This window comes from Pseudomonas bharatica (assembly GCF_048586865.1).
Lineage (GTDB): Bacteria > Pseudomonadota > Gammaproteobacteria > Pseudomonadales > Pseudomonadaceae > Aquipseudomonas > Aquipseudomonas bharatica.
In genome coordinates this window covers 172,866-198,885 of record NZ_JBMAWR010000007.1, presented here as the reverse complement: position 1 = coordinate 198,885, position 26,020 = coordinate 172,866, and the positions used below count along the sequence as shown (strand labels likewise).

Sequence of the window (26,020 nt, the reverse complement as noted above, 5' to 3'; positions counted from 1 at the left end):
TCAGCCCTGGTTGGAGTGGTACATGCGCTTGGCCGGCGGCTGGTACCACTCGTCCAGCGTGGCGGGAACCCGCGCGTTATAGCCGATGACCTGGCGCAGGCGCTCGTCGAACTCCGGGCCGCGGTCGTAACCCAGGGCCCTTGGATAATCGAACTGTTGCTTCATGAACGGCCTGGAGAACATCGGCGTTACCGAGCGACGCAAGTGATCGGTGATATTGCTGCCGCCCGCGTGCCAGACGTTGGAGTTGAACATCAGGATGCTGCCTGCCGGCGCAATGGCCTGCTCGGCGTGGGCCCGGAAGTAGTCGTCGGTCGGTTTGCCCGGCGCTTTGTGCGAGCCGGACAGCATCCAGGTGGCGCCATTGTCGGCGGTGAAATCATCGAGCATCACCAGGGTGTTGAGCAGCAGCGCGGTTTCCCCCGAATAGGAGCGGATATCCCGGTGCACCCGCTGCGCGTAGGACTGGCTGTCCCGCGTGTTGATCGCCCCACCGAACGAATTGAGGATGAACTGGCCGCCGAAATAGCGTTCGATGAACGGATAGATCGGATAGGCGCGCAGGCAGTCGAGAAAGCTGTCGAACTGCCCGACCAGGTGGTGCACGGTGAAACTGGTGTCCTGGTCGATGCCGTTCTTCACCTGGTACTCGCGGCAGATCGCATAGGCCTTGTGGATGTCCTCGCGCATCTGCTCGACGATGGCCTGCGGGATGGCCCGTTCGAAGATGGCCCAGCCCTGCCCGGCCATGCGCGCGTCGAATTCCTCGATGCTGATCATGGCGGCTCCTACTTGATGGTGACGATGCACTTGGAGGGGTACAGCTCGCACTTCTCCAGGCTGTACTCGTGGGGCTGGAATACCTCCTTGAACGCCAGCGCCTCGCCCGGCGATTCCGCCCAGGTCAGCTCGTCCATCAGCAGCACGCTGCCGCTGACCAGATGCGGCCTGACCGCCTTGAGCGCCGCCAGGGTCGGCTCGTACAGGCCCATGTCGAAGTAGGCGAACGCGACAATCGCCGAAGCGTTGGCCGTGAAATACTCGGGCGCGGTCTGGCAAACGTCACCCGCCACCAGTTGATGGATGCCGCGCTTGTGGCCAAGGACATTGTTGCCCTCGTGCACCTCCAGCAGTTCGGCAAGATGATCCTTGTAGCTGGCCTGGGTCGAATAGGAGTTCTCGACCCATACGCCGCTTTCCTGGCGATCCTTTTCGCCCGGCGCGGAATAGCCTTCGAAGGTATCGAAACCGACGATCCGCCGTTGCTTGTTGAACGGCTCGTACATGGCGCGCAGGTTCTCCAGCAGGACCAGGTTATGGCCATACCAGGTGCCGAATTCACAGATGATTCCCGGAATGTGCTTGAAGCGCTTGTACAGGTCGCTGAGGACGATGAACTTCACCAGCACCGAGCTGCGGGTATACAGGCCGATATTGAACAGCAGGTCGTCATCCGACAGCGGGCTGTTCAGGTACAGGTCGCGCAACCTGTCGCGGAACGCGTATTGCAGGTCCGAGGCGGTGGATTCCAGCTTGTAGACATCATCCTGGATCTTTTCGTTACTCATCATCACTCCACTGGGCCAGGCCGAAGCCGCTGGTCCCGAACCGGTTGCCGTTGTACAGCATGTATTTGTGCCCGCCGCTCTCGAAGATGAACGGGTAGCAGGTCATCTGCGAGTCCCAGCCTTCGACGGATGGCGGGATGCCCTCGTCATCGAAGCGGGTCCAGGTCCGGCCGTCGACGGACTCGGCGTAGCGGATGCGGTAGGACCCGGCGCCGTCGCGATAGTCCTCGGAGGCGCGGGAGCAGAACCACATCTTGAACAGGCCATCCTCGCGGATCACGCACGGACGCGAGAACGCCTCGGTGGGGAAGCGCGATTCCAGGCACTGTTCGGGGAAGCGGGTGTATTGGTAGCCGTCCTCGGATTCGGCGTACTTGATCACGTAGAGCGGCTCGTACTTGCCGTTCACCTCCAGCCAGCGGGTGCCGGAGACGTACCACATTTTCCACAGGCCCTCGTCGAACAGCACCGTCGGGGTGACTGCCAGGTATGGCTCGGTGGCGGTGCGGTCCATGATCGGACCTTCGAAAAGCTTGCGGAAACTCAGGCCATCATCGTCCGAGACGGCCACGCCCATGGCGTTGTGGTAAGGCACGGTAAGCCGCTGGTTCCAGCCACTGTAGTAGAGGTAGGTGCGACCGTCGCGCTTCAGCGCATAGCTGGGCATCACGCCCTCGTCGTCGAAGGTGCCGGGCACCCCGAAACCCAGGCACGGCTCGCGGTGGCGGGCGACCACCCGCAGCGGGTCGTGCCGGTCCAGGTCCACCGCATAGCAGAGGCTCTTGCCCTGGGCATTGCGGGTGGAAATGAACACCCGCACGACATCGTCGAGTACCAGGCTGGTGGGTACCTGAGCGTGGGAGCCGACCCAGTCGCTGTCCGGGTCGAAGATTCTGCCGAGTTTTTTCCAGGCCATGTTCTACCTAAAAATCCAGGTCCTGGCTGCTCTTCACGGCACGCGCGGGTGCGCCGATGTAGAGCTGCCAGGGTTGAGTGTTTTTCGAAATCAGCGCGCCCATCGCCACGCAGGTGCCTTCGGCGATGGTGCAGTCGTTGGTGATGGTCGAATTGACCCCGAGCCAGGCGTAGGGCTCCACCACGCAATGTCCGGACAGGACCACGTGGGAGGTGAAGAACACGTGGTCGCGAATCTCGCCGTGATGACCGATATGGTTGCCGCTCCACAGCACCACGTTATTGCCGATGGTGGTGAAGGGCTGCAGGGTGTTGTCTTCGAGAATGAAGCAGTTCTCGCCGATCGGGTTGTCGTTCACCGTGGCATTCGGGCTGACATAGGAAATGAAGTCGTAGCCCTTGTCCTTGCCCTGCAGGTAGACGGACTCGCGCAGGCGATTCATCCGGCGCCCGGTCATCGGCGCGAACAGCTTGTACCCGCTGCTGGGAAAGTACTCGTGGAGCGATTCGAAAGGCACCACCGGCAGCCCTTCGAAGCGTTTCGACTCGGGGATATAGCGCTCATGCACGGTGAAGGCGACGACCTCCACGGTCGGGTCCTTCTTCAGGTAGTAATGCGCCAGCTGCGCAGTATCCAGAATTCCGAAAATGACAACTTTCTGCATCGTGACGTCCCGCGGGTACAAAAGTGAGTCAGGTCAAACCGACGTGAAAGAAGCGCTGTGTATACTGCCGGCCACGATAGCACTGTCGCTGGCACAACGAAAAAGGACACCGGGAAGATGGGCAGGATTCTTGATCACGATCAAATCCGTTTTTACCAGGACAACGGTTATCTGATCGTCGAGGACATTTTCGATGCGCGACACCTCGACGAAACCCTCGAGCATTTCAACCTGTCCTTCGCCCAGCAACTCCAGCGCCTCGGGCTGCCCGTCGCCACAGGGCCGCTGGTGGACGCCCTGCACGACAACATGGCCAGCCTGCTCGGCGCCAGCATCCCGCTCTATCTCGCCACGCTGCGCATGTGCGCCAAGCTCCATGGCGTGTATCGCCTGATGACCGAGGAGCGCCTGCGCCAGGCCTGCGCCGACCTGGGCATCGCCACCCCGCTGTTCCAGACCACCCCGGTGCTGCACCTGATGTCCAGGCGTCTGGTGATCCCGGGCGGTTACCAGGGCTTCGATGTGCATCAGGACTGGACCTCCGTCCAGGGCAGCCTCGACACCATCACCACCTGGATTCCCTTCATGACCATCGATGAACGGTTGTTCACCATGGAAGTGGTACCCGGGAGTCATCTGCTCGGCCTGCTCGGCGGCAACCAGGAGCAGCATGTGCTGCGCGTGGATCCCCGGCACTACAGCGAGGACAGCTTCGTTCCTGTCTGTGTCGGCAAGGGCGGCGTTTGCTTGATGTCGAACTTCACCATTCATCGATCTTCGCGCGAAGGCGACGAGCGCATGCGCCTCTCGATCAGCGGTCGCTACGAGAACGCCAGCGAACCGACCTTCATTGCGCGGGAGTATCCGTTCACCCAGCACAAGTCGATGCAGCGCGGCTTCATCACCGAGAACTTCCCCAGCGTCGAACAGGTACGCCGGACCTACGCCCGGAGCACCGAGCAATGAGTGATTCCAATCCGTTTCCGGCCCTGATCGAGTACTTCGCCGCCAAGCGCGCGATGTTGCAGCAGGACAGCCCGGTGCTGACCAGCATCGCCCTGGGCTCGTCCCATGGCGACTTCGCCTTCGATCCGCGCTACAGCCCGGGTTCGTTCAACCTGTGCAGCCGCTCCCAGGATTTCCGTCATGCCCTGGCGCTCTACCAGCACGCCGTGAACCAGGCACCGCGACTGGATACGGTGATCGTGTTCTATTCGCTGTTCTCGCCTGGCAACCTGCTGGAGCAATCGCCCAGCGAGAAGATTCTGGCACCGCTGATGAACGAGATTTTCCAGTTGGGGCTGAGCTACGAGGATCCGCTGCTGATACAGATCGCCAGCCAGTTGCAGGGCCGCCTGGCAGCACCCTGCGATACCCTCGGCGGCGTGGCCGGCTTCCTGCCTGACCAGCAGAAGGCCTTCATGCCGGCCAACCAGGGCGCAGCGCAGCGGGTGGCCGACCACATGCGCCTGAATGCCCGCGAAGACGGCAACCAGTACCTGGCGCAATTGCTGCTGTTGGCCGCCGAGCTGCGGCACAGGGTCATCGTGGTCATCCCGCCGATGCACGAGGCGTACCGCGCCGCTGCCGGTCACGACAGCGCCTTCCTGTTCCGCGGAGTCTTCGAACTCCAGCAGTTGCTCGGCACCCTCGCCCCCGGCCTGGACATGCAGATTATCGATCTCTATGCCGACCCCGCCTTCCATGCCGGCCACTTCGGCGACTTCGACCATCTGCTGCCGCAAGGCGAAGGAGCGATGCTGCTATCGCGCCGGATAGGCCAGGCCCTCGGAGCGGCGTGAGCGAAGTTTCGAGCGCCTGCGCCAGGCCGGTTCCAATCCATGGATATCAAGCAGACCAATGTTCAAGAACGCCCAACTGGAATCGGTAAAGGCCTGGCTCAACGACCCGGCCAATGGCGCGCTGCCCCTGCATGTGCGTATCCAGCGCGGGATTCGCCAGTTGATCCTCGATGGGGCATTGGGGGTGAACAAGCCCTTGCCGGCCACCCGTCCGTTGGCGCTGTCGCTGGGTGTGTCGCGGGATACGGTGGAATCCGCGTACAGCCAGCTGCATGCGGAAGGCTTCATCGAGCGCCGGGTTGGCAGCGGCAGCTTCGTTTCCGAACGCACCCGGCACCTGCCACCACGAAAACGCCAGGGTTCCAGGGCGAGCGTCGTACAGGCCGAGTTGAGCCAGCGCGGCGCCGCCATCTTTCGCGACGGTGGCGTGCAAAACTTCCAGTACCCCCACCCTTTCGCACCCGGTCTCGCAGAGACACGTAATTTCCCGTTACCGATCTGGGAACGGCTCGAGCGCCAGGTCATCAAGGAACATGGCACCCGCGCCCTGCTGCACAGTGCTCCCCAGGGCATGGAGGTGCTGCGCAGCAGCATCGCCGATTACCTCAACCTTGAGCGCGGGGCACGGGCCAGCACAGATCGGGTGTTGATCCTGACCAGTTCCCAGCAGGCCCTGAGCCTGTGCTCGACCGTGCTGATGGATATCGGCGAGCGCGTGCTGGTGGAGGATCCCATGTACCACGGCGCGAAAAAAGCCATTGGTGCGGCCGGCCTGGAATGCATACCGGTGCCGGTCGACGGGGACGGCATGCAGGTCCCGGCCATGGCCGCATTGGCCGGCGATGCCCGGGCGCTGTTCCTTACCCCGTCCCACCAGTTTCCCACTGGTACCACCCTGTCCCTCGACCGCCGCCTGGCCGCCATCGAGTGGGCCCGCCAGCAACGGGCGTGGATCATCGAGGACGACTATGACAGCGAGTTCCACTATGAAGGCCGCCCCACCACCTGTGTCCAGGGGCTGGATGCCCACGACCGGACCCTCTACATCGGCACCTTCACCAAATCCATGTTTCCCGGCCTGCGGATCGGCTACATGGTTCTGCCGCCGCAACTGGTCGGCCCGATGACCGCGGCGCGGACGCTGCAGGACGGCCATAACCCCTCGATTTCGCAACTGACCCTGGCGCGCTTTATCGAAGGCGGGCATCTCGGTGCCCATGTCAGGACCATGCGCGCCCTCTACAAGGCTCGCCGGGACATCCTCGCGGAGTTGGTGGAGCGGCATCTGGCCGATTTCCTCGCCCCACGGGTGCCCGATGGAGGCATGCAGATGCCCTGCCTCTTTACCCGTCCCATGGACGAGCGCGCGGTGGTCGCTGCCGCCAGAACGGTGGATGTGGACCTGCTGGGGATAGGCAGCCTGTATGCGCGACCACGCAACGACACGGGATTCCTGATGGGCTTCGCCGCCCATACGCCAGCGGAACTGACGGCTGCGGTGGGTCGGCTGAAGAAGGTGCTGGAAAAAATGGTCTGACTGCCTATCTGCAATTGGCAGGCTATCCCAGGCCATTTCAGGACTATAAAACGCAACCGGGCAACACGCCCGTTTCGATCAGTCCGGATAGGAGTCTTCCCATGGCCGCAGTACAACAGTCGATAGCAATTCGCCCCCTGGAACCGGGCGACCTCGAGCAGTGGAGCGATTACTGGCGCAGCTACCAGACCTTCTACAAGGTAGACCTGGGCGCAGAGATCACCCGGCTCACCTGGGAGCGCTTCTTCGACCCCAGCGAGCCGGTGCATTGCGCCGTCGCCGCGGATGGCGAACGCATCCACGGCTTCGTCACCTACGTATTCCATCGCTCCACCTGGGGCAAAAACGATTTCTGCTACCTAGAAGACCTCTACGTCAGCGCGGAGGTACGTGGGCAACTGATCGGCAAGCGCTTGATCGAATACGTGCAGGGACAGGCGCGGGAGAAAGCGTGCGACCGGCTGTACTGGCATACCCAGGAAAGCAATCGCACGGCGCAGCGCCTGTATGACTGGATCGCCGAAAAGCCGGGAGTGATCGAGTATCGGATGGGGCTCGACGACTGAGTGATTCGTTACGCCTAAGGCGTGGAACTCCTGTGGAGTCCATCCGGCACTACAGTGCGGGCGAGCTCCACAGGGGCCGGGAGGTCGAGGGCCCTCACGTTCCGTCAGGCCTGGTGCAACTCCTGCATCATCAACGACATCTTCTCCGCGTCGGCCAGGTAGTCCCGGCGGATCATCCTGTCGAGGAAACCCGTGTGATCGAACACCAGGTCTCGCAGTTTGGCCAACGGATAAGGCAGCCGGTGAAAGACATGGCCCAGTTTCCTGGCCAGTTCTACATGGTGGTTAACGTAGGCGACACGCTGCGCTTCGAACTGGCGCAAGCTCGCACTGATCTGTCCGGCATCGACAAGGTCCGCTCCTGCCAGCGCCTTGCCAAGGAAATAGCCATCCTCGATGGCCATGCCCATACCGTAGGCGGCGTAGGGTGAAACCGGATGCACCGCATCGCCCAGGCAGACCACCCGGCCTTCGCTCCAGTGCTGTAGCGAGGGGCGATTGTAGATATCCCACTTGAAGATCCGGGTTTCCACATCGGTGGACCTGAGCAAGCGAGGCAGCGGATCCGGGAAGTCGCGCAGGATCCTGCCCAGGTGGCCGGCAACGTCGGACGGGGCCGGGGCGTTTTCCCGGCAGGGCTCCACGACCCACCACTCGTAGCCCGGCTTGCCGTCGTGGAGCATGGGAAAGAAACTGGCCTGGTATTTGTGCGAATGGACGATCCTCCCGGTCTGTGGCGCAATACCTTCGACAGGATCGCACCAGGCCAGCCAGACGCGCAGGCCCACGTGGAACAGTTGCGGATCGCCGAACAGTTGCCGCGACACACCCGAACGTACGCCATCGGCACCGACCAGGATATCGGCATCGATAGCCTTGCCATCCTTGAAGTTCACCGTCACGCCATCGGCCCTTTGCGTGTAATGGTCGAACTCCGAGTCCGGCACCAGCATCCTGTCGGGCATGAGCTCCAACATCCGGGCAAAGGCATTGGATCGCAGCATCCCGTAATGCCAACCGTTGATTCCGAAGGATTCTTCCACCGAGCGATTGAACGGCAGGCGCGACCGCAAGCGATTCCTGTTATTGCGAAATTCGGTGACGGTAAACGAGCCGAAGTTGTTCAGATCGACACCATAATGGCGCAACACCGCCAGCACCGGCACGCTCAGCAGCACGGCACCTCCCAGCGGCTTCGGCTCTGGCTGCCTTTCATAGACCCGGACATCGAAGCCCTGACGATGCAAGGCCAGGGCGGCAGAAATCCCCCCCGGCCCGGCGCCGATCACTGCGACGCGTTTCCCGGCACGCCATTGCAAGTTCGAGTCATTGCGCATATCCAGCTACTCCCGTTGTTATTGTCGGGATAGTCTGAAGGCCTGCGCCCGGACAAAAAACGCGTAAATCTCCATATAACCGGATAAATCCTCTTGATTGCGTACCGCCCATGGACTTATTGAGCCACTTCCTGTCGATGCTCAGGATCGAATCGACCAGCCTCTCCAGTTGGCACCTCACGGCTCCATGGGGTGTACAGGTCCGCGACTACCAGCCGGGCTTCTGCTTCATCGTCACCGAAGGCAGCTTCGTGGTCGAAACTGCAGACGGCCAGCGCCTGCATCTCGCCCAAGGTGACACACTGCTGGCCGCCAAAGGCGCCGAGTGTCGCCTGCTGTCGAAACCGGGGGTCGCCACGACAGATCTTCACCAACTGAGGTGGAGTGAATCGCGCTCACCCAGGCTCGACCGCAGCCTGCAGCCCGGGTCGGCGATTTCCGTCGTCCATGGCGGCGACGGCGAGTTGTGTCGTCTGCTCGGATTGGCCTTCAGCATCCAGGGCGGACAGGGCGCATTCATCCTGTCGGCACTGCCGGAGTTCATCGTCTTGCGCGATAACGACGCCAGCATTCTCAACCTGACCCGCCCGGCTATCGAGACCTTGCTGGTCGACGACAAGCCAGGCTATTACGCAGTCGCCAGGCATATGGCGGAATTGATCATCGTCGGCCTTTTGCGCCACTTCATCCTCACCGACTCCGGTTTCTCGCCAGGCTGGATGAAGGGCTTGCAGGATCCATACATCTGCAAGGCCATGCTGGCAATACACGAAAAGCCGGATCATAAGTGGAACGTTCAGCAACTGGCGGCAACCGCCAATCTATCGCGCTCGTCCTTCGCCGCACGTTTCAGGCGGCTCGTTGGCCAGTCACCGATCGACTATCTGAATGCATGGCGCATTACCGTCGCAGCTGAGCTGTTGCAGGATAGCAAAGACTCGATAGGGCAAATCGCCGCGACGGTGGGGTATCAATCGGATCGCGTGTTTCGCCAGGCATTTCATGAGCGCATGGGCATGTCGCCCAAGCATTATCGTAATGAGCAGAAGGCTTGAGTGTTCTTTCGACAGGCATGGCGGATACGACTGCAAGTCGCTCAGTTCCTGCTTGACCGGGTCAAACCGAGGTAGCTGAAAAGGGGAATTCGTGAAGGTTTGCGCAGTCCGACCTTAGCTCTACGGTCGGCTCACCATGCGCCATGGTCAGCACACTAGCGTCATCATTAACGCTCTGTAAATCGATACCGCAATGCAGGTGTTCATACCAGTAGCCGTCACTGCAGAGCAGCAGTCGCGCATCCGTCAAGAAATGCGTCGTCAGGCATTCCGGGGAGTGAAAGCGCCTGGCGTTCAGAGAGCGTGTCAGCAAATGCCGTGACGCCTGAATGCCCGATACATCTTCCTGCCAGATGGCTTGGCTGTGCAGGTTATGCGGGCGGTTCAGCCAGTTGATGGGCCCTCCAGGTCGCTGGATTTCAATCAGGCAATCACCAATGTGCGCGACATGGATCAACTGCTGGGGCAGGTCGACGAGCACGCAGCAGTAGCTGGCGATTGCATGAAGGTAATCTTGGCGCAACCGCTGCTGTTCGGCGCGCATGATATCAATCAGCCTAGCTGGATTCAGTTGTTGCGCCTCGCCAAGCGCGACATCGATAACGGTACGAGCCCAGTGCCGGGCGAGGCCTTGCCCACGAAATACACGGGACTGACCAGGTTGATAGCGATTCCCTGGTCAAGGTAATGGACCGTGGAAGTGCTCATGGCGTCGCTGTACCAGCGGTTGCCGAAGCCAAGGGAGTTGTCGTCAGGCATGAAGTCAACGCGAAGGTCGCCAAGCTTCATTGCGCAGACGGGGAAGTCATCGTCATCTGCATGCGGGCTAACTCGGAAACCGCGAGCACTAAGAGTCTCCTGCAAGCGGGCGAAGCCTACAGGTCCCATAACCTGGACGATAAGGTCAACATCGTCGGTGCTGCGCACTTGCTCCCGGGTGAACGCATCGGTCAACAACAAGCCAGTGGTGCAACCACCAACGAAGGTCATTTGCTGGCAAAGTTCCGGCCCCAATGCTTTGGCAACCTCGCACAACATACTCTGGAGGGTATTGAAAACGCTCATGAAACCTCCAAGCGATCCTGCAATAACTGAGCTGCAAGGTTTCGTTCACGAGGCTGTCCCAAACGTATGGCATCGACAAGCGCCAGCAAGGCATACATTTCGGGATCTCTTCGAGCCGCATCGGCCGCAGTCTTGAACAGCGGTTCGACCTTCATGCCCATGGTATTGCCACGGGCGTATGACCAGACCTGAACATGTTCACCGGCACTAATCAGGCTTTTATCCAGGACCGGCGCTGCAAAACCAGTTGCAATGCCACGGGTAAGCTCTCCGGCTCGGACTGGAAAAACATATTTCAGGCCATAACGGATGAACTCGAACAGCGCTTTGGTGTTTGCGCGTGGAACGCCCTGCTTGCGGTCAAGCTTGACCAGGCCTATCTCGATGCAGTGCTTCAAAGAGATGTTGATCTGGGTTTTGCTGATGCCAGTCTGCTGCTCTAGTGCACGGGCAGTGTAGGAAGGCGAATGGGTGATATCTTCCCCGGGACCTGACTCACCTTGATAAGGGGGAGATGGGTCATCACCAAAATCCTCCCAGTCCTTCCAGTCATGCGGCCAAGCCGCGATAGCCTTACCGCGCGCCTCATGCCGCTGGAGGCAGACCAACTTGAGTAGCAAGCCTATGTCTTGACCTTTCATAGAATTCTCTTACTTGCAGTCCCTAGTCCCGGGACACGGGACAAAAAGAACACGTAACGCCGAGTACCGCAAGCTTAAGATGTAAATATTTTAAATATGATCGCCATGTGCCTCAGCGAAACAATCAAGGTTGCTTGCAACGCTATGTAATTCCCAACCACACTCCAAAACGACAAAGCCCCTGAAACTTCACAGTTTCAGGGGCTTTGACATGTATGGCGGAGAGATAGGGATTTGAACCCTAGGTACCCGCGAAGGTACAACGGATTTCGAATCCGTCCCGTTCGGCCACTCCGGCATCTCTCCAGTGGCGCGCATCATACCAGCACTTTCTGCAAAGGCGAAGCCTTTTGATGAAAAAAATCGCGTGCTTTCAGATGCTTGCGCGAACGTGCCGGATTACAGCGGCACGCCCAGGCGCTTGGCGACTTCTTCGTAGGCTTCGATGACATCACCCAGGCCCTGGCGGAAGCGGTCCTTGTCCATCTTCTTGCGGGTTTCCTTGTCCCACAGGCGGCAGCCGTCCGGGCTGAACTCGTCGCCGAGGACGATTTCGCCGTGGAACACGCCGAACTCCAGCTTGAAGTCGACCAGCAACAGGCCGGCGTCGTCGAACAGCTTGGTCAGCACTTCGTTGACCTTCAGCGACAGCGCTTTCATCTTCGCCAGCTGCTCGGCAGTACCCCAGCCGAACGCCACGACGTGGGATTCGTTGATGAACGGATCGCCCTTTTCGTCGTTCTTCAGGAACAGCTCGAAGGTCGAGGGCTCCAGCTTGATGCCTTCCTCGACGCCAAGGCGCTTGACCAGGCTACCGGCGGCGTAGTTGCGCACCACGCATTCGACCGGGATCATGTCGAGCTTCTTGACCAGGCATTCGTTGTCGCCCAGCAGCTTGTCGAACTGGGTAGGGATGCCGGCTTCTTCCAGTTTCTGCATGATGAAGGCGTTGAACTTGTTGTTCACCATGCCCTTGCGGTCGAGCTGTTCGATACGCTTGCCGTCGAAGGCCGAGGTGTCGTTACGGAACAGCAGGATCAAACGGTCGGCGTCGTCGGTCTTGTAAACCGACTTGGCTTTGCCGCGGTAGAGTTCTTCACGTTTTTCCATGATGGGCTCCGCTTGCTAAATGAGAGGGGCTAGACGATTTCGCGCCAGTCGAGCCCACAATCCTGGTTGGCCACTTGCAGCCAGTCCGGGTCGCACCCGAGGGTATCGACGAAACATTGCCGGGCCAGCTGTGGCAGGTTGTTCTTGCTGCTGAGATGGGCCAGCACCAGGTGCTGCAGATTCTCCCATCCCAACTCCGCCACCAGGTTCGCGGCCTGGTGGTTGTTCAAATGTCCGTAGTCGCCACCCACCCGCTGCTTGAGAAACATCGGGTAATGCCCGCGGGCCAGCAGGTCGCGACAATGGTTGGATTCGATCATCAGGGCATCCAGGCCCCGGTAATGCTCCAGCAGCACCGAGTCGTAGCAGCCCAGGTCGGTCAGCACGCCAAGGCGCCTGCGGCCGTCGCTGAACACGTACTGCAAAGGCTCCAGCGCGTCATGGGGCACACCCACCGCGCGGATGCTCAGGTCACCCACCACGAAGGTATCGTTCGCCGCGAGCAGCCCGGTTGCCTCCAATGGCTTGCGCAAGCCGCGCAAGGTGCCTCGACTCAGGTACACCGGAACATTGTAGCGCCGTGCCAGCAAGCCCACCCCATGCACGTGGTCGGCATGTTCATGGGTTACCAGCACGGCGCTCAGGCTGTCCGGGGCAACGCCGAGCCGCGCAAGGCGCCGCTCGGTTTCACGCAGGGAAAAGCCGCAATCGACCAGCACTCGCGTGTTGCCACTGCTGACCAGCGTGCCATTTCCCTGGCTGCCGCTTCCGAGAACCGCGAAACGCACTTAACCCAGGTTGTCCTGGATGACGCTCAGCACACGACGGGCCACGTCAGCCGGGGCCACGGTATTGATGTTCTTCTCGACGGTGACCTGCACGCTGTCACCTACCTTGCTCAGGCGTACCTGATAACGCTCGGCGCGGGCTTCGACCTCTTCCTTGCTCGGCTCGCTGCCGAACATGCGGCTGAAGAATCCAGGCTCGCTCTTGGGCTCGGCTTTTTCGGCAAGGTTGATGTAGTACAGGCCAAGGCTGCGGTTGATGTCTTCGACACGCCATTCACCGTGCTCCAGGGCACGACCGACGCTGGACCAGGCGCGATCGAGGTCGGCACCGAGGCTCAGCACCGGGTTGCCGCTGCCGTCCTCGCTCAGGCTGACACGGCTCGGCGCATCGAAATCGCGGGCCGCAAGCAGGGACACCGAACCACCCTTCTCGGCGCTGCGGGTCATGCTGGCGAGCATTTCGTCGACCAGCACCGCGTCGACGCCGGTATTGCTGGAGCGCGCCGGGAAGTCCTGCTCGGCGGTGCTGCCGGCCGGACGTTCGACGGTGACCACGTAGACCTCGCTGGTGTTGCGCTGCACGCCCGGCTCGATACGCACACGGGCACGGATCTCGCTGTCACGGCTGCTGGCGGCGCCGCCCAGGCGATCGGCCATGGACGCGGAAAGCTCGTCGAAACGCTGCCAGGTGGTGTTGAACTCGCCGGTCTGCGGACGCTCTTCGGCGATGCGGAAACCGTTGTCCTCGAAGAACTGCCGGGCCACCGGCCAGGTTTCCGCCGGCGAACGCTGGGCCAGGACCCAGCGCGCGGCGCCGCTCTTCTGCAGGCTGAAATCGCTGACATCAGCGGTAGCCGCCAGCGGCAGCGGACGGGGAACCTCGAATTCGCCCTTGACGGTGTCGTCGGCGACGTTGCGCGGAATCGGCAACAGTGGATCGAGACGCTTGACGTTGCTCGCATCCGGAGGCAACTGCATGGGCGGCTTCTGGGTCGCCTCCAGGTAGTCGCTGCCACGGTCGCGGAAATACCCGTCCTCGCCCCACAACCAGGCGCAACCGCTGGTGCTGGAAATGATCAGGGCAAGGGCGGAAAGACCAGCCAATCGCTTCATGCGGAGTACGTCCTCAATTAAACCAGTACGCCGCACTGGCGCATGGCCTGGCGCAGCGTGTCATGACAGGATGGGCTCAGCCAGGTCAGCGGCAGGCGAATGCCGTTGTCCATCAGCCCCATTTCATTCAGGGCCCACTTCACCGGAATCGGGTTGGCCTCGATGAACAGGTTCTTGTGCAGCGGCATGAGTTTTTCGTTGATGGCCCGTGCGGTTTCGGCATCGCCACGCAGGGCGGCTTCGCACAGGTCGGCCATTTCGCGCGGAGCGACGTTGGCGGTGACGGAGATGTTGCCCTTGCCACCGAGCAGGATCAGCTCGACGGCGGTCGGATCGTCGCCCGACAGGACGATGAAGTCGTCGCCGACACCTTCGATGATCGCCTTGGCGCGGGCCAGGTCGCCGGTGGCTTCCTTGATGCCGATGATGTTCGGCACGCTGGACAGGCGGATCACGGTCTCGGCCAGCATGTCGCAGGAGGTGCGGCCCGGCACGTTGTAGAGGATCTGCGGGATGTCCACGGCTTCGGCGATGTGCTTGAAGTGCTGGTACAGGCCTTCCTGGGTCGGCTTGTTGTAGTACGGCACCACCAGCAGGCAGGCATCGGCACCGGCTTTCTTGGCATTCTGGGTCAGGTGGACGGCTTCGCTGGTGGAGTTGGCGCCGGTGCCGGCAATGACCGGGATGCGGCCGGCGACCTGCTTGACCACGAACTCGATGACCTGGATGTGCTCATCGACGCTGAGGGTCGCCGACTCGCCGGTGGTGCCGACGGCAACGATGGCATGGGTCCCGTTCTGCAGGTGGAAGTCCACGAGTTTGCTGAGGCTGTCCCAGTCCAGACGCCCATGTGCATCCATGGGTGTGACCAATGCCACCATACTGCCCGCAATCATGAAGCTGCTCCTGCCGGAAAAAGAGAGCGGTAATGGTACTGGCGCCATCGGCCTTGCACAAGCGACGCGGGCGCCTGGAGCATTCCCCTTCGCGGCCATTTTCGCTACCCTTCGTCCTTTGATCGGTACACAGCGGCCCGCCGGGCTGCCAACCATGCGTTCCGGCAGGGTCCGCCCCTCGATCCAGAACCCCTGGAGCATGCGAACCAGCCTTTTTCCGCGCGTCAGGTACCGACCGCTCATCGCTTTAGGAATGCTATGTCCACCCCCACCGTCCGCGAACAATTCCTTGTCGTCAGCGCCCTGGGCCCGAGCCCGATGGAGCTGACCAACATCCTCTGCCGCGCCAGCAACGACAGCCGCTGCGCGGTGGTCACCTCCCGCCTGACCCGCCACGGCGAATGCAGCGCGCTGATCCTGCAGATCAGCGGCAACTGGGACGCCCTCGCCCGCTTCGAAGGCGCCCTGCCGAGCCTGGCGAAGAAGCACGGCTTCATCGTCAACGTGGTGCGCAGCACCGAGCTGGAAGTGCGCCCGCTGTCGCTGCCGTACGTCGCCTACGTCAGCGCCGCGTACCGCCCGGACATCATCAACGAGCTGTGCCAGTTCTTCATCGACCACCGGGTCGAGCTCGAGAACCTGACCTGCGACACCTACCAGGCGCCGCAGACCGGCGGCACCATGCTCAATGCCACCTTCACCGTCACGCTGCCCGCCGGCACCCAGATCAGCTGGTTGCGCGACCAGTTCCTGGACTTCGCCGATGCACTCAACCTGGATGCCCTGATCGAGCCGTGGCGTCCGCAGAACCCGATGTAAGGAGCCGCCTCATGGCCGTCGAACTCGATAAACCCGTCGCCGACTTCCAGGTGCAGGCCACCAGCGGCCAGCAGGTCAGCCTCGCCGATCTCAAGGGTCGCCAGGTCGTGCTGTACTTCTATCCGAAGGACAGCACCCCGGGCTGCACCACCGAAGGCCAGGATTTCCGCGACCAGCATGCCGCCTTCCAGGCCGCCGGCACCGAGGTGTTCGGCGTGTCCCGCGATGGCCTGAAGTCCCATGAGAACTTCAAGGCCAAGCAGGCCTTCCCCTTCGAACTGATCAGCGACAAGGACGAAAGCCTCTGCCAGCTGTTCGACGTGATCAAGCTGAAGAAGCTATACGGCAAGGAATACCTGGGCGTCGACCGCAGCACCTTCCTGATCGACAAGGACGGCGTGCTGCGCAAGGAATGGCGCGGCGTCAAGGTGCCGGGCCATGTGGCCGAAGTACTTGCCGCGGCCGAAGAGCTCAACAAGGCTTGAACAGAAACGGGGCATGATCGACATGCCCCGTTTTCATTTCACGCTGTTCATTTCATAGCAGCGGCGCCACCGCCGGCTCCCGCCTCGGCCAGGCATCCAGCACGGCCTTGAACAGCGTCGCCAGCGGAATGGCGAAGAAGATTCCCCAAAAGCCCCACAGCCCGCCGAACAACAGCACCGCGCAGATGATCGCCACCGGGTGCAGGCTCACCGCCTCGGAGAACAACAGCGGCACCAGCACGTTGCCATCCAGCGCCTGGATGATCGCGTACACCGCCATCAGGTAGATGAACTGGTCACCCCAGCCCCACTGGAACAGCGCGATCAGGGTCACCGGCACGGTGACCACCACCGCGCCGACATAGGGCACCACCACCGACAACCCCACCAGCAGCGCCAGCAGGGCCGCGTAATTCAGGCCCAGGGCAACGAAGGCGATGTAGGTGGCCACGCCGCAGATCAGGATCTCGATGCCCTTGCCGCGTATGTAGTTGGCGATCTGCCGGTTCATTTCCTCGGCGACCCGGGTCATCAGTGCGCGCTCGCGCGGCAGGTAGCTTACGACCCAGCGGGCGATGGTCTCGCGGTCCTTGAGGAAGAAGAACACCAGGATCGGCACCAGCACCAGGTAGATCATGACGTTGACCAGCAGCGGCAGGCTGGACAGGGAGAAGGTCAGTGCCCACTGGCCGAACTTGCCGATTTCGCCGCGCATCGCCTCGATGGCCTGCAGCACCTGGTCGTCGGACACCAGGTGCGGATAGCGCTCCGGCAGCAACAGCAGCAACGACTGCCATTTGCCGAGCATGCCCGGCAGTTCGTTGAACAGGGTGATCAACTGGTGCCAGAGCAACGGCACCAGCACCAGCAGGAACACGGCCAGCGCGCCCATGAACAGGGTGAAGACCAGGCCGACCGCGACCTTGCTCGGCACCTTGAAACGCTCCAGCGCATTGACCAGCCCCTGCATCAGGAACGCCAGGACCATCCCCGCCAGCACCGGCGCGAGCATGCCGCCCAGGGTCAGGACCGCGGTGAAACCGAGAAACAGCAGAACCGCCAGCACCACCGCTTCCTCATCGGAGAAGTAACGGTGCAGCCAGCTGCGAAGCACTTTGAACATCGGAAAGGACTCAGGCCTTTTTCAGCCAGTAGGTGTAGGTCCCGCCTTCGGCGGTTTCGTGAAGCAGGGTATGACCGGCAAGCCTGGCGAAAGTGCGGAAGTCGCGCTGCGAGCCGCCATCGGTGGCGATGACCTTGAGCACTGCGCCCGAAGCCAGGCGATTGAGTTCCATCTTGGCCTTGAGCAACGGCAACGGACAGTTCAGGCCGCTGGCGTCCAGTTCGGCATCGGGATTGGGAATAGCGGTCATTGCAGCACTCCAGAAGAATCGGAACGGGCCGGGCGAGCCGGCAAGCCTCGCAGAATTGCGCCACTGGTCGCAACCGTGCCGGGCGGCTACAGTAAGGCTTTTTGTCGACCAGAGCTCCGTGCATGACTTTTCTGCGCCCTACCCTGCTGACACTGGCCTGCCTGCTGGCGCTTCCGAGCCACGCCGACGACCTGCCGTCACTCGGCGACGCCAGCTCGGCCATCGTCTCGCCGCAACAGGAACACCAGCTAGGCCGCGCCTGGCTGAGCCTGCTGCGCGGCAACGTCAGCCAGTTGTCCGACCCACAGCTCAAGGATTATGTCGAAACCAGCGTCTACAAGCTTGCCGAAACCAGCCAGCTGCAGGACCGCCGCCTCGAATTCATTCTGATCAACAGCCCGGAACTCAACGCCTTCGCCGCACCTGGTGGAATCGTCGGGGTCAACGGCGGCCTGTTCCTCAATGCCCAGACCGAGGGTGAATACGCCTCGGTCCTGGCTCACGAACTTGCACACTTGTCGCAGCGCCACTTCGCTCGTGGCGTCGAGGCCCAGCAGCGCATGCAGTTGCCGATGATGGCGGCCTTGCTCGCCGGCATCGTGGTCGCGGCGTCCGGTGCCGGCGATGCCGGTATCGCCGCCATTGCCGGCACCCAGGCCGCAGCCATCCAGGAACAACGGCGCTTCTCTCGGCAGAATGAACAGGAAGCCGACCGCATCGGCATCCTCAACCTGGAGAAGGCCGGCTACGACCCGCGCAACATGCCGACCATGTTCGAGCGCCTGATGCGCCAATACCGTTTCGACGCCAAGCCGCCGGAATTCCTCCTGACCCACCCGGTTACCGAAAACCGTATCGCCGACACCCGCAACCGCGCGGAACAGGCGCCGCCGGGCGGTATCGAGGACAGCGCGCGCTACCAGTTGATGCGCGCCCGGGTGCAATTGTTCTATGAAGGCACGCCGGGCCTGGCAGCCAAGCGTTTCCGCGCGCAACTGGACGAAAATCCCAAGCTGGACGCAGCGCGCTACGGCCTGGCCCTGGCGCAGATAAAAGGTGGCCAGCTCAACGAGGCGCGGGAGAACCTCAAGCCGCTGCTGGCCAAGGCGCCCAACGACATCACCTACAACCTGACCCAGATCGACCTGGAGATCACCAACAATCGCCTGGCCGACGCGCAACAGCGGGTCGATCGCATGCGCCAGTTGTATCCCGGCAACTACCCGCTGAAACAGGTGGCTGCCGACCTGCTGCTCAAGCAGAACAAGCCGGCCGAGGCAGAAAAGGCGCTGGAAGCCCTGGTCAAGGACCGCAGCGACGACCCGGATGTCTGGTATGACCTGGCCGAAGCCCGCGGGCTGTCCGGCAACACCATCGGCCTGCATCAGGCCCGGGCCGAATTCTTCGCGTTGACCGGGGATTTCGACCAGGCTATCCAGCAACTGGACTACGCCAAGCGGCGGGCCGGTACCAACTTCCAGTTGGCGTCACGGATCGATGCCAGGCAGCGGGACATGCTGGAGCAGCAGCGGATGGTCAAGGATATGATGCGCTGATCGTTACAAGAAGCGAAAACGACGCGGACCCTGTGGGAGCGGGTTCACCCGCGATTACGATGGTGACTCCACCACAGCAATCGCGGCGGTTCGGCGCTCCGATGAACCCGCTCCCACAGGGTCCGCGTCGTTTTCGGATCTTAAGCGTTACCAGACAGTTTCAACCGCGCCGCCGCGGTGAAATCCAGCATCCGCTGCAACGGCCGGATCGCCTGCGGCACCAGCGCCGGCTCGACGAAGATCTCGTTGCTGCCTTCGCGCAGGCATTGCAGGGTGCGCTCCAGGGTGTTCATCGCCATCCACGGGCAATGGGCACAACTGCGGCAGGTCGCGCCGTTGCCCGCCGTAGGCGCCTCGATGAACTCCTTGTCCGGACACAACTGCTGCATCTTGTAGAAGATGCCGCGGTCGGTAGCGACCACGAAACGCTTGTTCGGCATACGCTGCGCTGCGGCAATCAGCTGGCTGGTGGAGCCTACCGCGTCGGCCAGCTCGATCACCGCCTCCGGCGATTCCGGGTGCACCAGGATCGCGGCGTCCGGGTACAGCGCCTTGATATCGGCCAGTTGCCGCGACTTGAATTCTTCGTGAACGATGCAGGCGCCATCCCACATCAGCATGTCGGCACCGGTCTGCTTCTGGATGTAGCGCCCCAGGTGCTGGTCCGGCCCCCAGATGATGGTTTCGCCGTTGTCCATCAGGCTTTCGACGATCTCCAGCGCGCAACTTGAAGTCACCACCCAGTCGGCACGGGCTTTCACCGCCGCCGAAGTGTTGGCGTAGACCACCACGGTACGCTCGGGATGCTGGTCGCAGAAGGCCGAGAACTCGTCCACCGGGCAACCGAGGTCGAGGGAGCAGGTGGCTTCCAGGGTCGGCATCAGGATGCGTTTTTCCGGGGTGAGGATCTTCGCGGTCTCGCCCATGAAGCGCACGCCGGCCACCAGTACGGTACTGGCCGGGTGGTTCTTGCCGAAGCGGGCCATCTCCAGGGAGTCGGCGACGCAGCCGCCGGTTTCCTCGGCCAGGGCCTGGATCACCGGGTCGCAATAGTAGTGGGCGACCAGCACCGCATCCTGCGCCTTCAGTTCGGCGGCGATGGCGGCGCGGTAGTCGGCCTCTTGTTCAGGGGTGAGGGGCTTGGGCTGCTTGGCATCCAGGTGGGCCTGGACCAGAAGGCGTTCGGAAATCTGCGTCATGTTCGCAAGACCTGCAGGCGCTGATGCGCGTAAGTCGAGAGTATCATCGGGCACGGACAAATCGGGTAACAGCTCGACTGTTGCACGGGTGGCAAAGTCCGCTGCGACCTCGGTTTTATGAGTGGCCGAAGGCTACAGACAATCGGATGAATTCTAAAGGCTTTTTTAGCTTGCCAGGCAGGCGGGCGACGCTCGACACAGCGCCCGCCAGCCCGCGTGGTTACTGTGCGGCGCCCGTGAATCCGGCAGTACGCTGCTGGACCAGGGCAGCAAACTGATCGACGGTCATCTTCTGGCCGTTGAAGTCCACCTGGCCGTCGGCGTAGCCCAGTTGCACGAGAATGTCATCTCCCTTGATCGCCGCCAGCTGGTTCTGCGCCGCGATCATCCCGACCATCTCGCCGGACGCCGAGGCCTGGCGCACTTGCTCGGCGTCCAGCCCTTCGAGCCTGGCGCGCAGGGCCGCGAGGTCGCCGATCATCGGTTTGGAGATCTTCAGATTGGTCTGCAGCGACTTGACCGACTGGGCGAAGGCCTGCTCCAGCGGGACACCTTCCGGGCCCTTGGCGGACAGGTCGAGATCGAGATCGAAGCGGCTTTCGCCGTTGGCGGTCTTGAACGACAGCTCCTGCAGAGTGACCCGAGGACCGCCCGCCAGCAGCTTCAGCAAGGGCGCCTGCAACTGCGGGTCATCCAGCATCAGTGCGCCGGTGTCCGGGGTCAGGCCCAACGCCATGCTTTGCAGTTGCGGCAGGTTCTGCTCGTACCATTGCACCAGGTTGCCGACCGCCTCCGGATTCAGGCGCGCGACATGCCAGGCTACCCGTGCGCTGCCGATGGGGTTCCCGGAAAAGGTGATATCCGCAAGGCTGGCCTGCTGCTGCAACGACAGACCGCTCTGCTCCAGGCGATAGACATCGCGCTGTTCGAACTTGCCGAAACGCAGTGATTGATTGTCACCGAACGACAGCGAGCTCTCGGCCACGTCCAGGTTCATCGAGCCGACGAAATAGCCGTAGCTGCTCATGGTGAAGTCGGTGGACAGCGCGATGCCCTTGAGCGAGACACTGACCGGGGCTTCACCACCCGTCACCATCGCCACACGACCCAGCTCACCGCGAAGACGCAACCCCTCGCCTTCGAGCGTCGAATCCATGTCCAGGGTCAGGCCGGAGAACGACAGGGAGGTATCGTCCTCGCCGACGGCTTCGAACGGCGCCAGGCGCAGCTCGTTGCGGATCGCACCGCCGTAACCGACGCTCATGCTGCCTTGCAGCGGTGCTTGCTCGCCGGTCACGGCAAACCAGGGCGCGCTGTCGTCGGTGTTTTCCAGTACGTAGTTGCTGGCAGCCATCACCGGCGCCAGTTGCAGGCGCTTGACCCGCGACCAGGGAAACGGGCCATGCTCCAGTTGGTCCTTGAAATCGAGCTGGAGGTGTTCGCCCTCGGCACCGTCGAGGGTCAGGCGATAACGCGCCTGGCTACTGAACACCCCGGAGTCCAGGGACAACAACTCGACCTTGCCGCTGCCACTGCCGCTCAGGGCTGCGGCCAGTTGCCGGTTGGTCTGCGCCAGCGAGGCCTCGAGCACCTCGGGCAATTGCTTGCCGGTGTACCACGCGATCGAGGTACAGGCCGCTCCCGCGACCACCAGCCCGCCGATGACTAACAGTGCTTTCTTCATGAAGTGTTCCAGTTGCTTTCCCTGATTGATTGAGCGACTGCACGGGCGTTCCGCCCCGTATTGCCGGGCAGCGAGATTATCACCCCCGCGTAGCACGCTCATACAACTGTCATCGGACACTGCCATGTTCAGCGCATCAACCCGCCCTGCGCGGCGGGACGCACGGCATCGCACCGAAAAGGGAGCTTCTTATGAAAGTTGCAGTGTTCGGCACCGGTTACGTGGGCCTGACCCTCGCCGCCTGCCTCGCCGAGGTGGGCCATGCGGTGTGCTGCGTCGATGTGGATGCCCGGCGCGTGGCGAGCCTGTCCGAGGGGCACTGCCCGATCTTCGAACCCGGCCTTCCAGTGCTGCTGAAAAACGGCCGGGCCAGTGCCCGCCTGGCCTTCACCACCGACGCCGCCCGGGCCATCGACGCGGCGACAGTGATCTTCATTGCCGTCGGCACCCCTTCATTGCCCGACGGCAGCGCCGACCTGAGCCAGGTCTTTGCCGTGACCGACAGCATCGCCCGGCATGCCCGCGGCGATAAGATCGTGGTCAACAAATCCACTTCGCCGGTCGGTACCGTCGATGCGATCAAGGCCCGTCTGGCCCGACACGACGCCAGCACCGCCACGCGCGTGGACGTGGTGAGCAACCCGGAATTCCTCAAGGAAGGCTCGGCGGTGCTCGACTGCATGCGTCCCGACCGCATCCTCATCGGCGGCGCCAGCCCGGCGACCCAGGCGCTGCTGCGCGAGCTGTTCGCCCCGTTCAGCCGCAACCACGACAAGTTCATCTGCATGGACGCCCGCAGCGCCGAGCTGGCCAAGTACGCGGCCAACTGCATGCTGGCAACCAGGATTTCGTTCATGAACGAGATGGCCAACCTGGCCGAGCACACCGGCGCGGACATCGAGGCGGTGCGCCGGGCAATCGGCTCCGACCCGCGTATCGGCTACGACTTCATCTATGCCGGCTGCGGTTTCGGCGGCTCGTGCTTCCCCAAGGACCTTTCCGCACTGCAACGCATCGCCGAGCAATACGACTACCAGCCGCGCCTGCTCCAGGCCGTGGACGCAGTGAACCAGCGGCAGAAACATCGGCTGTTCGAGAAGGTACTCGGTCACTACGACGGCGACCTGGCAGGCAAGACCTTCGCCGTCTGGGGCCTGGCGTTCAAGCCCAACACCGACGACATGCGCGAGGCCTCCAGCCAGGTGCTGCTGCGCTCGCTATGGCAGGCTGGAGCCAATGTCCAGGCGTTCGACCCACAAGCCCACGCCGAAGCCCGCCGCCTGTTCGGTGAACGCGACGACCTGCGTTTGATGGACAGGAAGGAAGACACCCTGGCAGGCGCCCATGCCCTGGTGATAGTCACCGAATGGCAGGATTTCAGGGTTCTGGACAACGGCCTGGTCAGGCAGCGCCTGCTCGACGCCACGGTGTTCGATGGCCGCAACCTTTACGAACCGGCACAGATGGCCGAGGCAGGACTGGTCTACTACAGCATCGGTCGTCCCGACGCCGGGGCGCGCCAGGCGCCCCGGTGATCCCGGGATAAGGAAATGTCCTACTCGTTGACGTCCATGAACTCGCGGGCCCAGACAATGTAGTCATTCGGCTGGGTGTAGGTGTGAGTCAGCTCGGTGGCGCTCAGGTCCGAGGCGGCGCTGGTGATCCGGCGCTGCTCGCGAAGGCAGTCGTAGGTAGCCTTGATCGCGGCGAAATAGGCGCCATGGCCATCGACCGCGATGCGCACACCCAGTTGCGCCAGGCGCGCATCGTCGTGCAGTTGCGGGTTGCCATAGGTCACCAGCATCAGCGGTACGCTGAGGTGGCGGGCGATTTCTTCCAGGTGCTCGAAATCGCGCACGCCAACCATGCACACACCGTCGGCGCCAGCGTTCTGGTAGGCCACCGCGCGGGCGATGACTTCCTCGGTCGGGATGGCCGCGGCGTTGGTCCGGGCGATGATCACCAGCTCCGGATCGACACGGGCTTCAAGGGCCGCACGGACCTTGCCGACGCCTTCCTCGATGCTGATGAGGTCGGTGGATTTGCGCCCGAACTGGGCCGGCAGCAGGGTGTCTTCGATGGTCAGTGCGGAAACCCCGGCGCGCTCCAGTTCGATCACCGTGCGCATCACGTTCAGGGCGTTACCGTAGCCATGGTCGGCGTCGGCAATGAATGGCAGCTGGGCGACACGCCCGATGCGGGTGGCCTGCTCGGCGAACTCGCTCAGGGTGATCAGGGCAAAATCCGGTGCTGCAAGTACCTGTAGCGACGCCACCGAGCCCCCGAGGATACCCACCTCGAAACCGAGGTCGGCGGCGATACGCGCTGACATCGGATCGAACACCGAGGCGGTGTGGTAACAGCGGGGGGAAGCAAGGAGTTTACGAAACGCACGGCGCAGTTCTTGGTGGGACGCTTTGGGCATGATCAATCCACTTATTTCGACTTCATTCTGCCCCGCAACATACCACTGCTTGATGTCGCTCTGACAGCAGGAAAGGTCCTTGTCCGACAAATTGACGAAACGTTTCATCTCTCCGGGCTTGCAGGGAAACCGGATGGCGAATGACGCCCCGACGCCGACCGGCCAAGGCCGGGCCTGGGTGGATCGAGGCTGGCGAAACAGGAATTTTTTCAGCGTTTCATAAAAAAAGCGCCGAATGAGTATGAACTGTGCATGGGTTTTTCCCTCAACACTGACTCAGGCCAATCCTGAATCCACGATCAGGGATTACCGTAATGGATCCACTTGAGGCATCAGAGATTCCCTGAGTCATTAAGCATAGAATTTGTATGGCTATGGCATAATGAAATCATTCCGCAACTCCAGATAACGAGCCGTGACTTGTGTCAGTAACTACCCTAACCGTATGTGACGACTCCACCGTTGCCCGCAAGCAGGTATTGCGGGCCCTGCCTTCCGACTGGCCGGTTTCGGTCACCGAAGCCGCCAATGGCCACCAGTGCATGGACGCTGTGCGCAAGGGCCTGGGCCAGGTCGTGGTGCTGGACCTGAACATGCCGGAGATGGATGGCTACCAGGTACTGCATGCATTGCGCGACGAAGGCTTGAAGGCCAACGTCATCGTTATTTCCGGGGACGTTCAGCAGGAGGCCCTGCGCCGCGTGCAGGAGCTGGGCGCCCTCGCCTTCCTGAAGAAGCCCTTCGAACAGGACCAGTTGCGCGAAACCCTCGACCGCCTCGGCCTGCTGCGCCTGGCAGGCCAGGCGGCGCATAGCCATCGTCCGCAGACCCACGCTGCCGTCAGCTTCAACGAGGTCTTCCGCGAGACCGTCAACGTCGCCATGGGGCGGGCCGCCGCCCTGATCGCCAAGGTGCTCGGCGTGTTCGTCCAGTTGCCGGTCCCTAACGTGAACGTCCTCGAGGTCGGCGAACTGCATATGGCCCTGGCCGACGCCGGGCGCAGCCAGCAACTGACCGCCGTGTGCCAGGGTTTCATCGGCGGCGGTATCGCCGGCGAGGCGCTGCTGATGTTCCATGACGCCGAAATCGCCGATATGGCGCGCCTGATGAAGCACCAGAGCAGTCATGCCTCCGACCTGGAAATGCTCCTGGACCTGTCCAGCATCCTGATCGGCGCCTGTCTGAGCGGCATCGCCGAGCAGGTCGATGTGGTGTTCTCCCAGTGCCACCCGCAGATCCTCGGGCAGCACGCCAACATCGAGGAGCTTATCCGGGTCAACCAGGGGCGCTGGAAGAAGACGCTGGCGGTGGAGATCAGCTATCGGCTCGAAGGGCATGACATCAGCTTCGACCTGTTGCTGCTGTTCACCGAGGACTCCATCGAACGCCTCACCCATAAACTCGCGTACCTGATGAACTGA

At 62.2% G+C, this 26,020-nt stretch carries 27 protein-coding genes and 1 tRNA gene; 10 read left to right on the top strand and 18 right to left on the bottom strand.

Annotated elements, in window-relative coordinates; translation table 11 throughout:
- From ACKLLE_RS11495 to ACKLLE_RS11480, 4 genes are read right to left on the bottom strand one after another with little or no spacing between them, the layout of a single operon-like run.
- Positions 1 to 780, bottom strand: a complete 780-nt coding sequence (locus ACKLLE_RS11495; RefSeq protein WP_420057996.1) for a phytanoyl-CoA dioxygenase family protein — start codon at positions 778 to 780, stop codon at positions 1 to 3.
- Between the two features lie 8 nt (positions 781 to 788).
- Complete coding sequence (locus tag ACKLLE_RS11490; RefSeq protein ID WP_009399589.1) at positions 789 to 1,568, bottom strand: class I SAM-dependent methyltransferase; 780 nt, start codon at positions 1,566 to 1,568, stop codon at positions 789 to 791.
- Entirely contained in the window at positions 1,561 to 2,484 is a 924-nt protein-coding gene (locus tag ACKLLE_RS11485; protein ID WP_420057995.1) for a glycoside hydrolase family protein, read from the bottom strand. Before ACKLLE_RS11485 ends, ACKLLE_RS11490 begins: the two co-directional genes overlap by 8 nt.
- A gap of 7 nt (positions 2,485 to 2,491) precedes the next feature.
- Complete coding sequence (locus tag ACKLLE_RS11480) at positions 2,492 to 3,148, bottom strand: acetyltransferase (protein ID WP_064301885.1); 657 nt, start codon at positions 3,146 to 3,148, stop codon at positions 2,492 to 2,494.
- 117 nt (positions 3,149 to 3,265) lie between these two features.
- Here ACKLLE_RS11480 and ACKLLE_RS11475 point away from each other — a divergent pair, with 117 nt between their 5' ends.
- The 4 genes from ACKLLE_RS11475 (at position 3,266) to ACKLLE_RS11460 (ending at position 7,053) form a co-directional block, all read left to right on the top strand.
- A complete protein-coding gene (locus ACKLLE_RS11475; RefSeq protein WP_064301884.1) occupies positions 3,266 to 4,114 on the top strand; it encodes a phytanoyl-CoA dioxygenase family protein in 849 nt (282 codons plus the stop codon).
- On the top strand, positions 4,111 to 4,950 hold the full coding sequence (locus ACKLLE_RS11470) for a hypothetical protein (RefSeq protein ID WP_420057993.1): 840 nt from the start codon (positions 4,111 to 4,113) through the stop codon (positions 4,948 to 4,950). Before ACKLLE_RS11475 ends, ACKLLE_RS11470 begins: the two co-directional genes overlap by 4 nt.
- A 58-nt stretch (positions 4,951 to 5,008) precedes the next feature.
- On the top strand, positions 5,009 to 6,487 hold the full coding sequence (gene pdxR, locus ACKLLE_RS11465; RefSeq protein ID WP_420057992.1) for a MocR-like pyridoxine biosynthesis transcription factor PdxR: 1,479 nt from the start codon (positions 5,009 to 5,011) through the stop codon (positions 6,485 to 6,487).
- A 101-nt stretch (positions 6,488 to 6,588) separates the two neighbouring features.
- Positions 6,589 to 7,053, top strand: coding sequence for a GNAT family N-acetyltransferase (locus tag ACKLLE_RS11460; RefSeq protein WP_420057990.1), 465 nt, complete (start codon positions 6,589 to 6,591; stop codon positions 7,051 to 7,053).
- 104 nt (positions 7,054 to 7,157) lie between these two features.
- On the opposite strand, the gene ACKLLE_RS11455 is transcribed toward ACKLLE_RS11460, so the two are convergent.
- On the bottom strand, positions 7,158 to 8,390 hold the full coding sequence (locus tag ACKLLE_RS11455; protein WP_420057989.1) for an FAD-dependent oxidoreductase: 1,233 nt from the start codon (positions 8,388 to 8,390) through the stop codon (positions 7,158 to 7,160).
- Positions 8,391 to 8,500: 110 nt separating this feature from the next.
- Between ACKLLE_RS11455 and ACKLLE_RS11450 the strand changes: the two genes are divergently transcribed.
- Complete coding sequence (locus tag ACKLLE_RS11450) at positions 8,501 to 9,445, top strand: AraC family transcriptional regulator (RefSeq protein ID WP_420057988.1); 945 nt, start codon at positions 8,501 to 8,503, stop codon at positions 9,443 to 9,445.
- 61 nt (positions 9,446 to 9,506) lie between these two features.
- Here the strand turns inward: ACKLLE_RS11450 and ACKLLE_RS11445 are convergent, their stop codons facing one another.
- The 8 genes from ACKLLE_RS11445 to dapA form a co-directional block, all read right to left on the bottom strand.
- Positions 9,507 to 9,989: a hypothetical protein gene (locus ACKLLE_RS11445; RefSeq protein WP_420057986.1), complete on the bottom strand. Its 483-nt coding sequence runs from the start codon at positions 9,987 to 9,989 to the stop codon at positions 9,507 to 9,509.
- Positions 9,990 to 10,012: 23 nt separating this feature from the next.
- Entirely contained in the window at positions 10,013 to 10,510 is a 498-nt protein-coding gene (locus tag ACKLLE_RS11440; protein ID WP_420057985.1) for a hypothetical protein, read from the bottom strand.
- Positions 10,507 to 11,151: a hypothetical protein gene (locus tag ACKLLE_RS11435; protein WP_420057984.1), complete on the bottom strand. Its 645-nt coding sequence runs from the start codon at positions 11,149 to 11,151 to the stop codon at positions 10,507 to 10,509. Before ACKLLE_RS11435 ends, ACKLLE_RS11440 begins: the two co-directional genes overlap by 4 nt.
- 216 nt (positions 11,152 to 11,367) lie before the next feature.
- Positions 11,368 to 11,457: transfer RNA gene (locus tag ACKLLE_RS11430), tRNA-Ser, on the bottom strand.
- A 93-nt stretch (positions 11,458 to 11,550) separates the two neighbouring features.
- Complete coding sequence (purC, locus tag ACKLLE_RS11425) at positions 11,551 to 12,261, bottom strand: phosphoribosylaminoimidazolesuccinocarboxamide synthase (RefSeq protein WP_009399599.1); 711 nt, start codon at positions 12,259 to 12,261, stop codon at positions 11,551 to 11,553.
- A gap of 29 nt (positions 12,262 to 12,290) precedes the next feature.
- Complete coding sequence (locus ACKLLE_RS11420) at positions 12,291 to 13,049, bottom strand: MBL fold metallo-hydrolase (protein WP_420057983.1); 759 nt, start codon at positions 13,047 to 13,049, stop codon at positions 12,291 to 12,293.
- Positions 13,050 to 14,162: an outer membrane protein assembly factor BamC gene (gene bamC / locus ACKLLE_RS11415; protein WP_009399601.1), complete on the bottom strand. Its 1,113-nt coding sequence runs from the start codon at positions 14,160 to 14,162 to the stop codon at positions 13,050 to 13,052.
- A gap of 17 nt (positions 14,163 to 14,179) precedes the next feature.
- Entirely contained in the window at positions 14,180 to 15,058 is an 879-nt protein-coding gene (gene dapA, locus ACKLLE_RS11410) for a 4-hydroxy-tetrahydrodipicolinate synthase (protein ID WP_009399602.1), read from the bottom strand.
- Positions 15,059 to 15,316: 258 nt separating this feature from the next.
- On the opposite strand from dapA, the gene ACKLLE_RS11405 reads away from it, so the two are divergent.
- Both ACKLLE_RS11405 and ACKLLE_RS11400 read left to right on the top strand, forming a co-directional pair.
- A complete protein-coding gene (locus ACKLLE_RS11405) occupies positions 15,317 to 15,877 on the top strand; it encodes a glycine cleavage system transcriptional repressor (RefSeq protein WP_009399603.1) in 561 nt (186 codons plus the stop codon).
- Positions 15,878 to 15,888: 11 nt separating this feature from the next.
- A complete protein-coding gene (locus ACKLLE_RS11400) occupies positions 15,889 to 16,362 on the top strand; it encodes a peroxiredoxin (protein ID WP_009399604.1) in 474 nt (157 codons plus the stop codon).
- A gap of 52 nt (positions 16,363 to 16,414) precedes the next feature.
- Here ACKLLE_RS11400 and ACKLLE_RS11395 read toward each other — a convergent pair whose 3' ends face one another.
- Positions 16,415 to 17,485, bottom strand: a complete 1,071-nt coding sequence (locus ACKLLE_RS11395) for an AI-2E family transporter (protein ID WP_009399605.1) — start codon at positions 17,483 to 17,485, stop codon at positions 16,415 to 16,417.
- A gap of 10 nt (positions 17,486 to 17,495) precedes the next feature.
- The gene (locus ACKLLE_RS11390; protein ID WP_009399606.1) at positions 17,496 to 17,735 is read right to left on the bottom strand and encodes a sulfurtransferase TusA family protein; all 240 of its coding nucleotides are present in this window, start codon (positions 17,733 to 17,735) and stop codon (positions 17,496 to 17,498) included.
- Between the two features lie 122 nt (positions 17,736 to 17,857).
- On the opposite strand from ACKLLE_RS11390, the gene ACKLLE_RS11385 reads away from it, so the two are divergent.
- The gene (locus tag ACKLLE_RS11385) at positions 17,858 to 19,291 is read left to right on the top strand and encodes a M48 family metalloprotease (protein ID WP_009399607.1); all 1,434 of its coding nucleotides are present in this window, start codon (positions 17,858 to 17,860) and stop codon (positions 19,289 to 19,291) included.
- Positions 19,292 to 19,431: 140 nt separating this feature from the next.
- Here the strand turns inward: ACKLLE_RS11385 and nadA are convergent, their stop codons facing one another.
- Together nadA and ACKLLE_RS11375 are read right to left on the bottom strand one after the other, a co-directional pair.
- Complete coding sequence (nadA, locus tag ACKLLE_RS11380) at positions 19,432 to 20,490, bottom strand: quinolinate synthase NadA (RefSeq protein ID WP_064301877.1); 1,059 nt, start codon at positions 20,488 to 20,490, stop codon at positions 19,432 to 19,434.
- A gap of 220 nt (positions 20,491 to 20,710) precedes the next feature.
- A complete protein-coding gene (locus ACKLLE_RS11375) occupies positions 20,711 to 22,174 on the bottom strand; it encodes a YdgA family protein (RefSeq protein ID WP_420057980.1) in 1,464 nt (487 codons plus the stop codon).
- 191 nt (positions 22,175 to 22,365) lie between these two features.
- Between ACKLLE_RS11375 and ACKLLE_RS11370 the strand changes: the two genes are divergently transcribed.
- Entirely contained in the window at positions 22,366 to 23,709 is a 1,344-nt protein-coding gene (locus ACKLLE_RS11370) for a UDP-glucose dehydrogenase family protein (protein WP_420057979.1), read from the top strand.
- A gap of 20 nt (positions 23,710 to 23,729) precedes the next feature.
- Here the strand turns inward: ACKLLE_RS11370 and ACKLLE_RS11365 are convergent, their stop codons facing one another.
- Positions 23,730 to 24,599 (bottom strand): isocitrate lyase/PEP mutase family protein, encoded by an 870-nt coding sequence (locus ACKLLE_RS11365; protein ID WP_064301999.1) that lies wholly within the window; start codon positions 24,597 to 24,599, stop codon positions 23,730 to 23,732.
- A gap of 422 nt (positions 24,600 to 25,021) precedes the next feature.
- On the opposite strand from ACKLLE_RS11365, the gene ACKLLE_RS11360 reads away from it, so the two are divergent.
- Positions 25,022 to 26,020 carry a response regulator gene (locus ACKLLE_RS11360; RefSeq protein WP_037060347.1) on the top strand — a complete coding sequence of 333 codons (999 nt, stop codon included), beginning with the start codon at positions 25,022 to 25,024 and terminating at the stop codon, positions 26,018 to 26,020.

Excerpts from the sequence above, each read along its gene's own strand:
- ACKLLE_RS11495 (WP_420057996.1), bottom strand. The coding sequence starts at position 780 with ATGATCAGCATCGAGGAATTCGACGCGCGCATGGCCGGGCAGGGCTGG.
- ACKLLE_RS11490 (WP_009399589.1), bottom strand. The coding sequence starts at position 1,568 with ATGAGTAACGAAAAGATCCAGGATGATGTCTACAAGCTGGAATCCACC.
- ACKLLE_RS11485 (WP_420057995.1), bottom strand. The coding sequence starts at position 2,484 with ATGGCCTGGAAAAAACTCGGCAGAATCTTCGACCCGGACAGCGACTGG.
- ACKLLE_RS11480 (WP_064301885.1), bottom strand. The coding sequence starts at position 3,148 with ATGCAGAAAGTTGTCATTTTCGGAATTCTGGATACTGCGCAGCTGGCG.
- ACKLLE_RS11475 (WP_064301884.1), top strand. The coding sequence starts at position 3,266 with ATGGGCAGGATTCTTGATCACGATCAAATCCGTTTTTACCAGGACAAC.
- ACKLLE_RS11470 (WP_420057993.1), top strand. The coding sequence starts at position 4,111 with ATGAGTGATTCCAATCCGTTTCCGGCCCTGATCGAGTACTTCGCCGCC.
- pdxR (WP_420057992.1), top strand. The coding sequence starts at position 5,009 with ATGTTCAAGAACGCCCAACTGGAATCGGTAAAGGCCTGGCTCAACGAC.
- ACKLLE_RS11460 (WP_420057990.1), top strand. The coding sequence starts at position 6,589 with ATGGCCGCAGTACAACAGTCGATAGCAATTCGCCCCCTGGAACCGGGC.
- ACKLLE_RS11455 (WP_420057989.1), bottom strand. The coding sequence starts at position 8,390 with ATGCGCAATGACTCGAACTTGCAATGGCGTGCCGGGAAACGCGTCGCA.
- ACKLLE_RS11450 (WP_420057988.1), top strand. The coding sequence starts at position 8,501 with ATGGACTTATTGAGCCACTTCCTGTCGATGCTCAGGATCGAATCGACC.
- ACKLLE_RS11445 (WP_420057986.1), bottom strand. The coding sequence starts at position 9,989 with ATGCGCGCCGAACAGCAGCGGTTGCGCCAAGATTACCTTCATGCAATC.
- ACKLLE_RS11440 (WP_420057985.1), bottom strand. The coding sequence starts at position 10,510 with ATGAGCGTTTTCAATACCCTCCAGAGTATGTTGTGCGAGGTTGCCAAA.
- ACKLLE_RS11435 (WP_420057984.1), bottom strand. The coding sequence starts at position 11,151 with ATGAAAGGTCAAGACATAGGCTTGCTACTCAAGTTGGTCTGCCTCCAG.
- purC (WP_009399599.1), bottom strand. The coding sequence starts at position 12,261 with ATGGAAAAACGTGAAGAACTCTACCGCGGCAAAGCCAAGTCGGTTTAC.
- bamC (WP_009399601.1), bottom strand. The coding sequence starts at position 14,162 with ATGAAGCGATTGGCTGGTCTTTCCGCCCTTGCCCTGATCATTTCCAGC.
- dapA (WP_009399602.1), bottom strand. The coding sequence starts at position 15,058 with ATGATTGCGGGCAGTATGGTGGCATTGGTCACACCCATGGATGCACAT.
- ACKLLE_RS11405 (WP_009399603.1), top strand. The coding sequence starts at position 15,317 with ATGTCCACCCCCACCGTCCGCGAACAATTCCTTGTCGTCAGCGCCCTG.
- ACKLLE_RS11400 (WP_009399604.1), top strand. The coding sequence starts at position 15,889 with ATGGCCGTCGAACTCGATAAACCCGTCGCCGACTTCCAGGTGCAGGCC.
- ACKLLE_RS11395 (WP_009399605.1), bottom strand. The coding sequence starts at position 17,485 with ATGTTCAAAGTGCTTCGCAGCTGGCTGCACCGTTACTTCTCCGATGAG.
- ACKLLE_RS11390 (WP_009399606.1), bottom strand. The coding sequence starts at position 17,735 with ATGACCGCTATTCCCAATCCCGATGCCGAACTGGACGCCAGCGGCCTG.
- ACKLLE_RS11385 (WP_009399607.1), top strand. The coding sequence starts at position 17,858 with ATGACTTTTCTGCGCCCTACCCTGCTGACACTGGCCTGCCTGCTGGCG.
- nadA (WP_064301877.1), bottom strand. The coding sequence starts at position 20,490 with ATGACGCAGATTTCCGAACGCCTTCTGGTCCAGGCCCACCTGGATGCC.
- ACKLLE_RS11375 (WP_420057980.1), bottom strand. The coding sequence starts at position 22,174 with ATGAAGAAAGCACTGTTAGTCATCGGCGGGCTGGTGGTCGCGGGAGCG.
- ACKLLE_RS11370 (WP_420057979.1), top strand. The coding sequence starts at position 22,366 with ATGAAAGTTGCAGTGTTCGGCACCGGTTACGTGGGCCTGACCCTCGCC.
- ACKLLE_RS11365 (WP_064301999.1), bottom strand. The coding sequence starts at position 24,599 with ATGCCCAAAGCGTCCCACCAAGAACTGCGCCGTGCGTTTCGTAAACTC.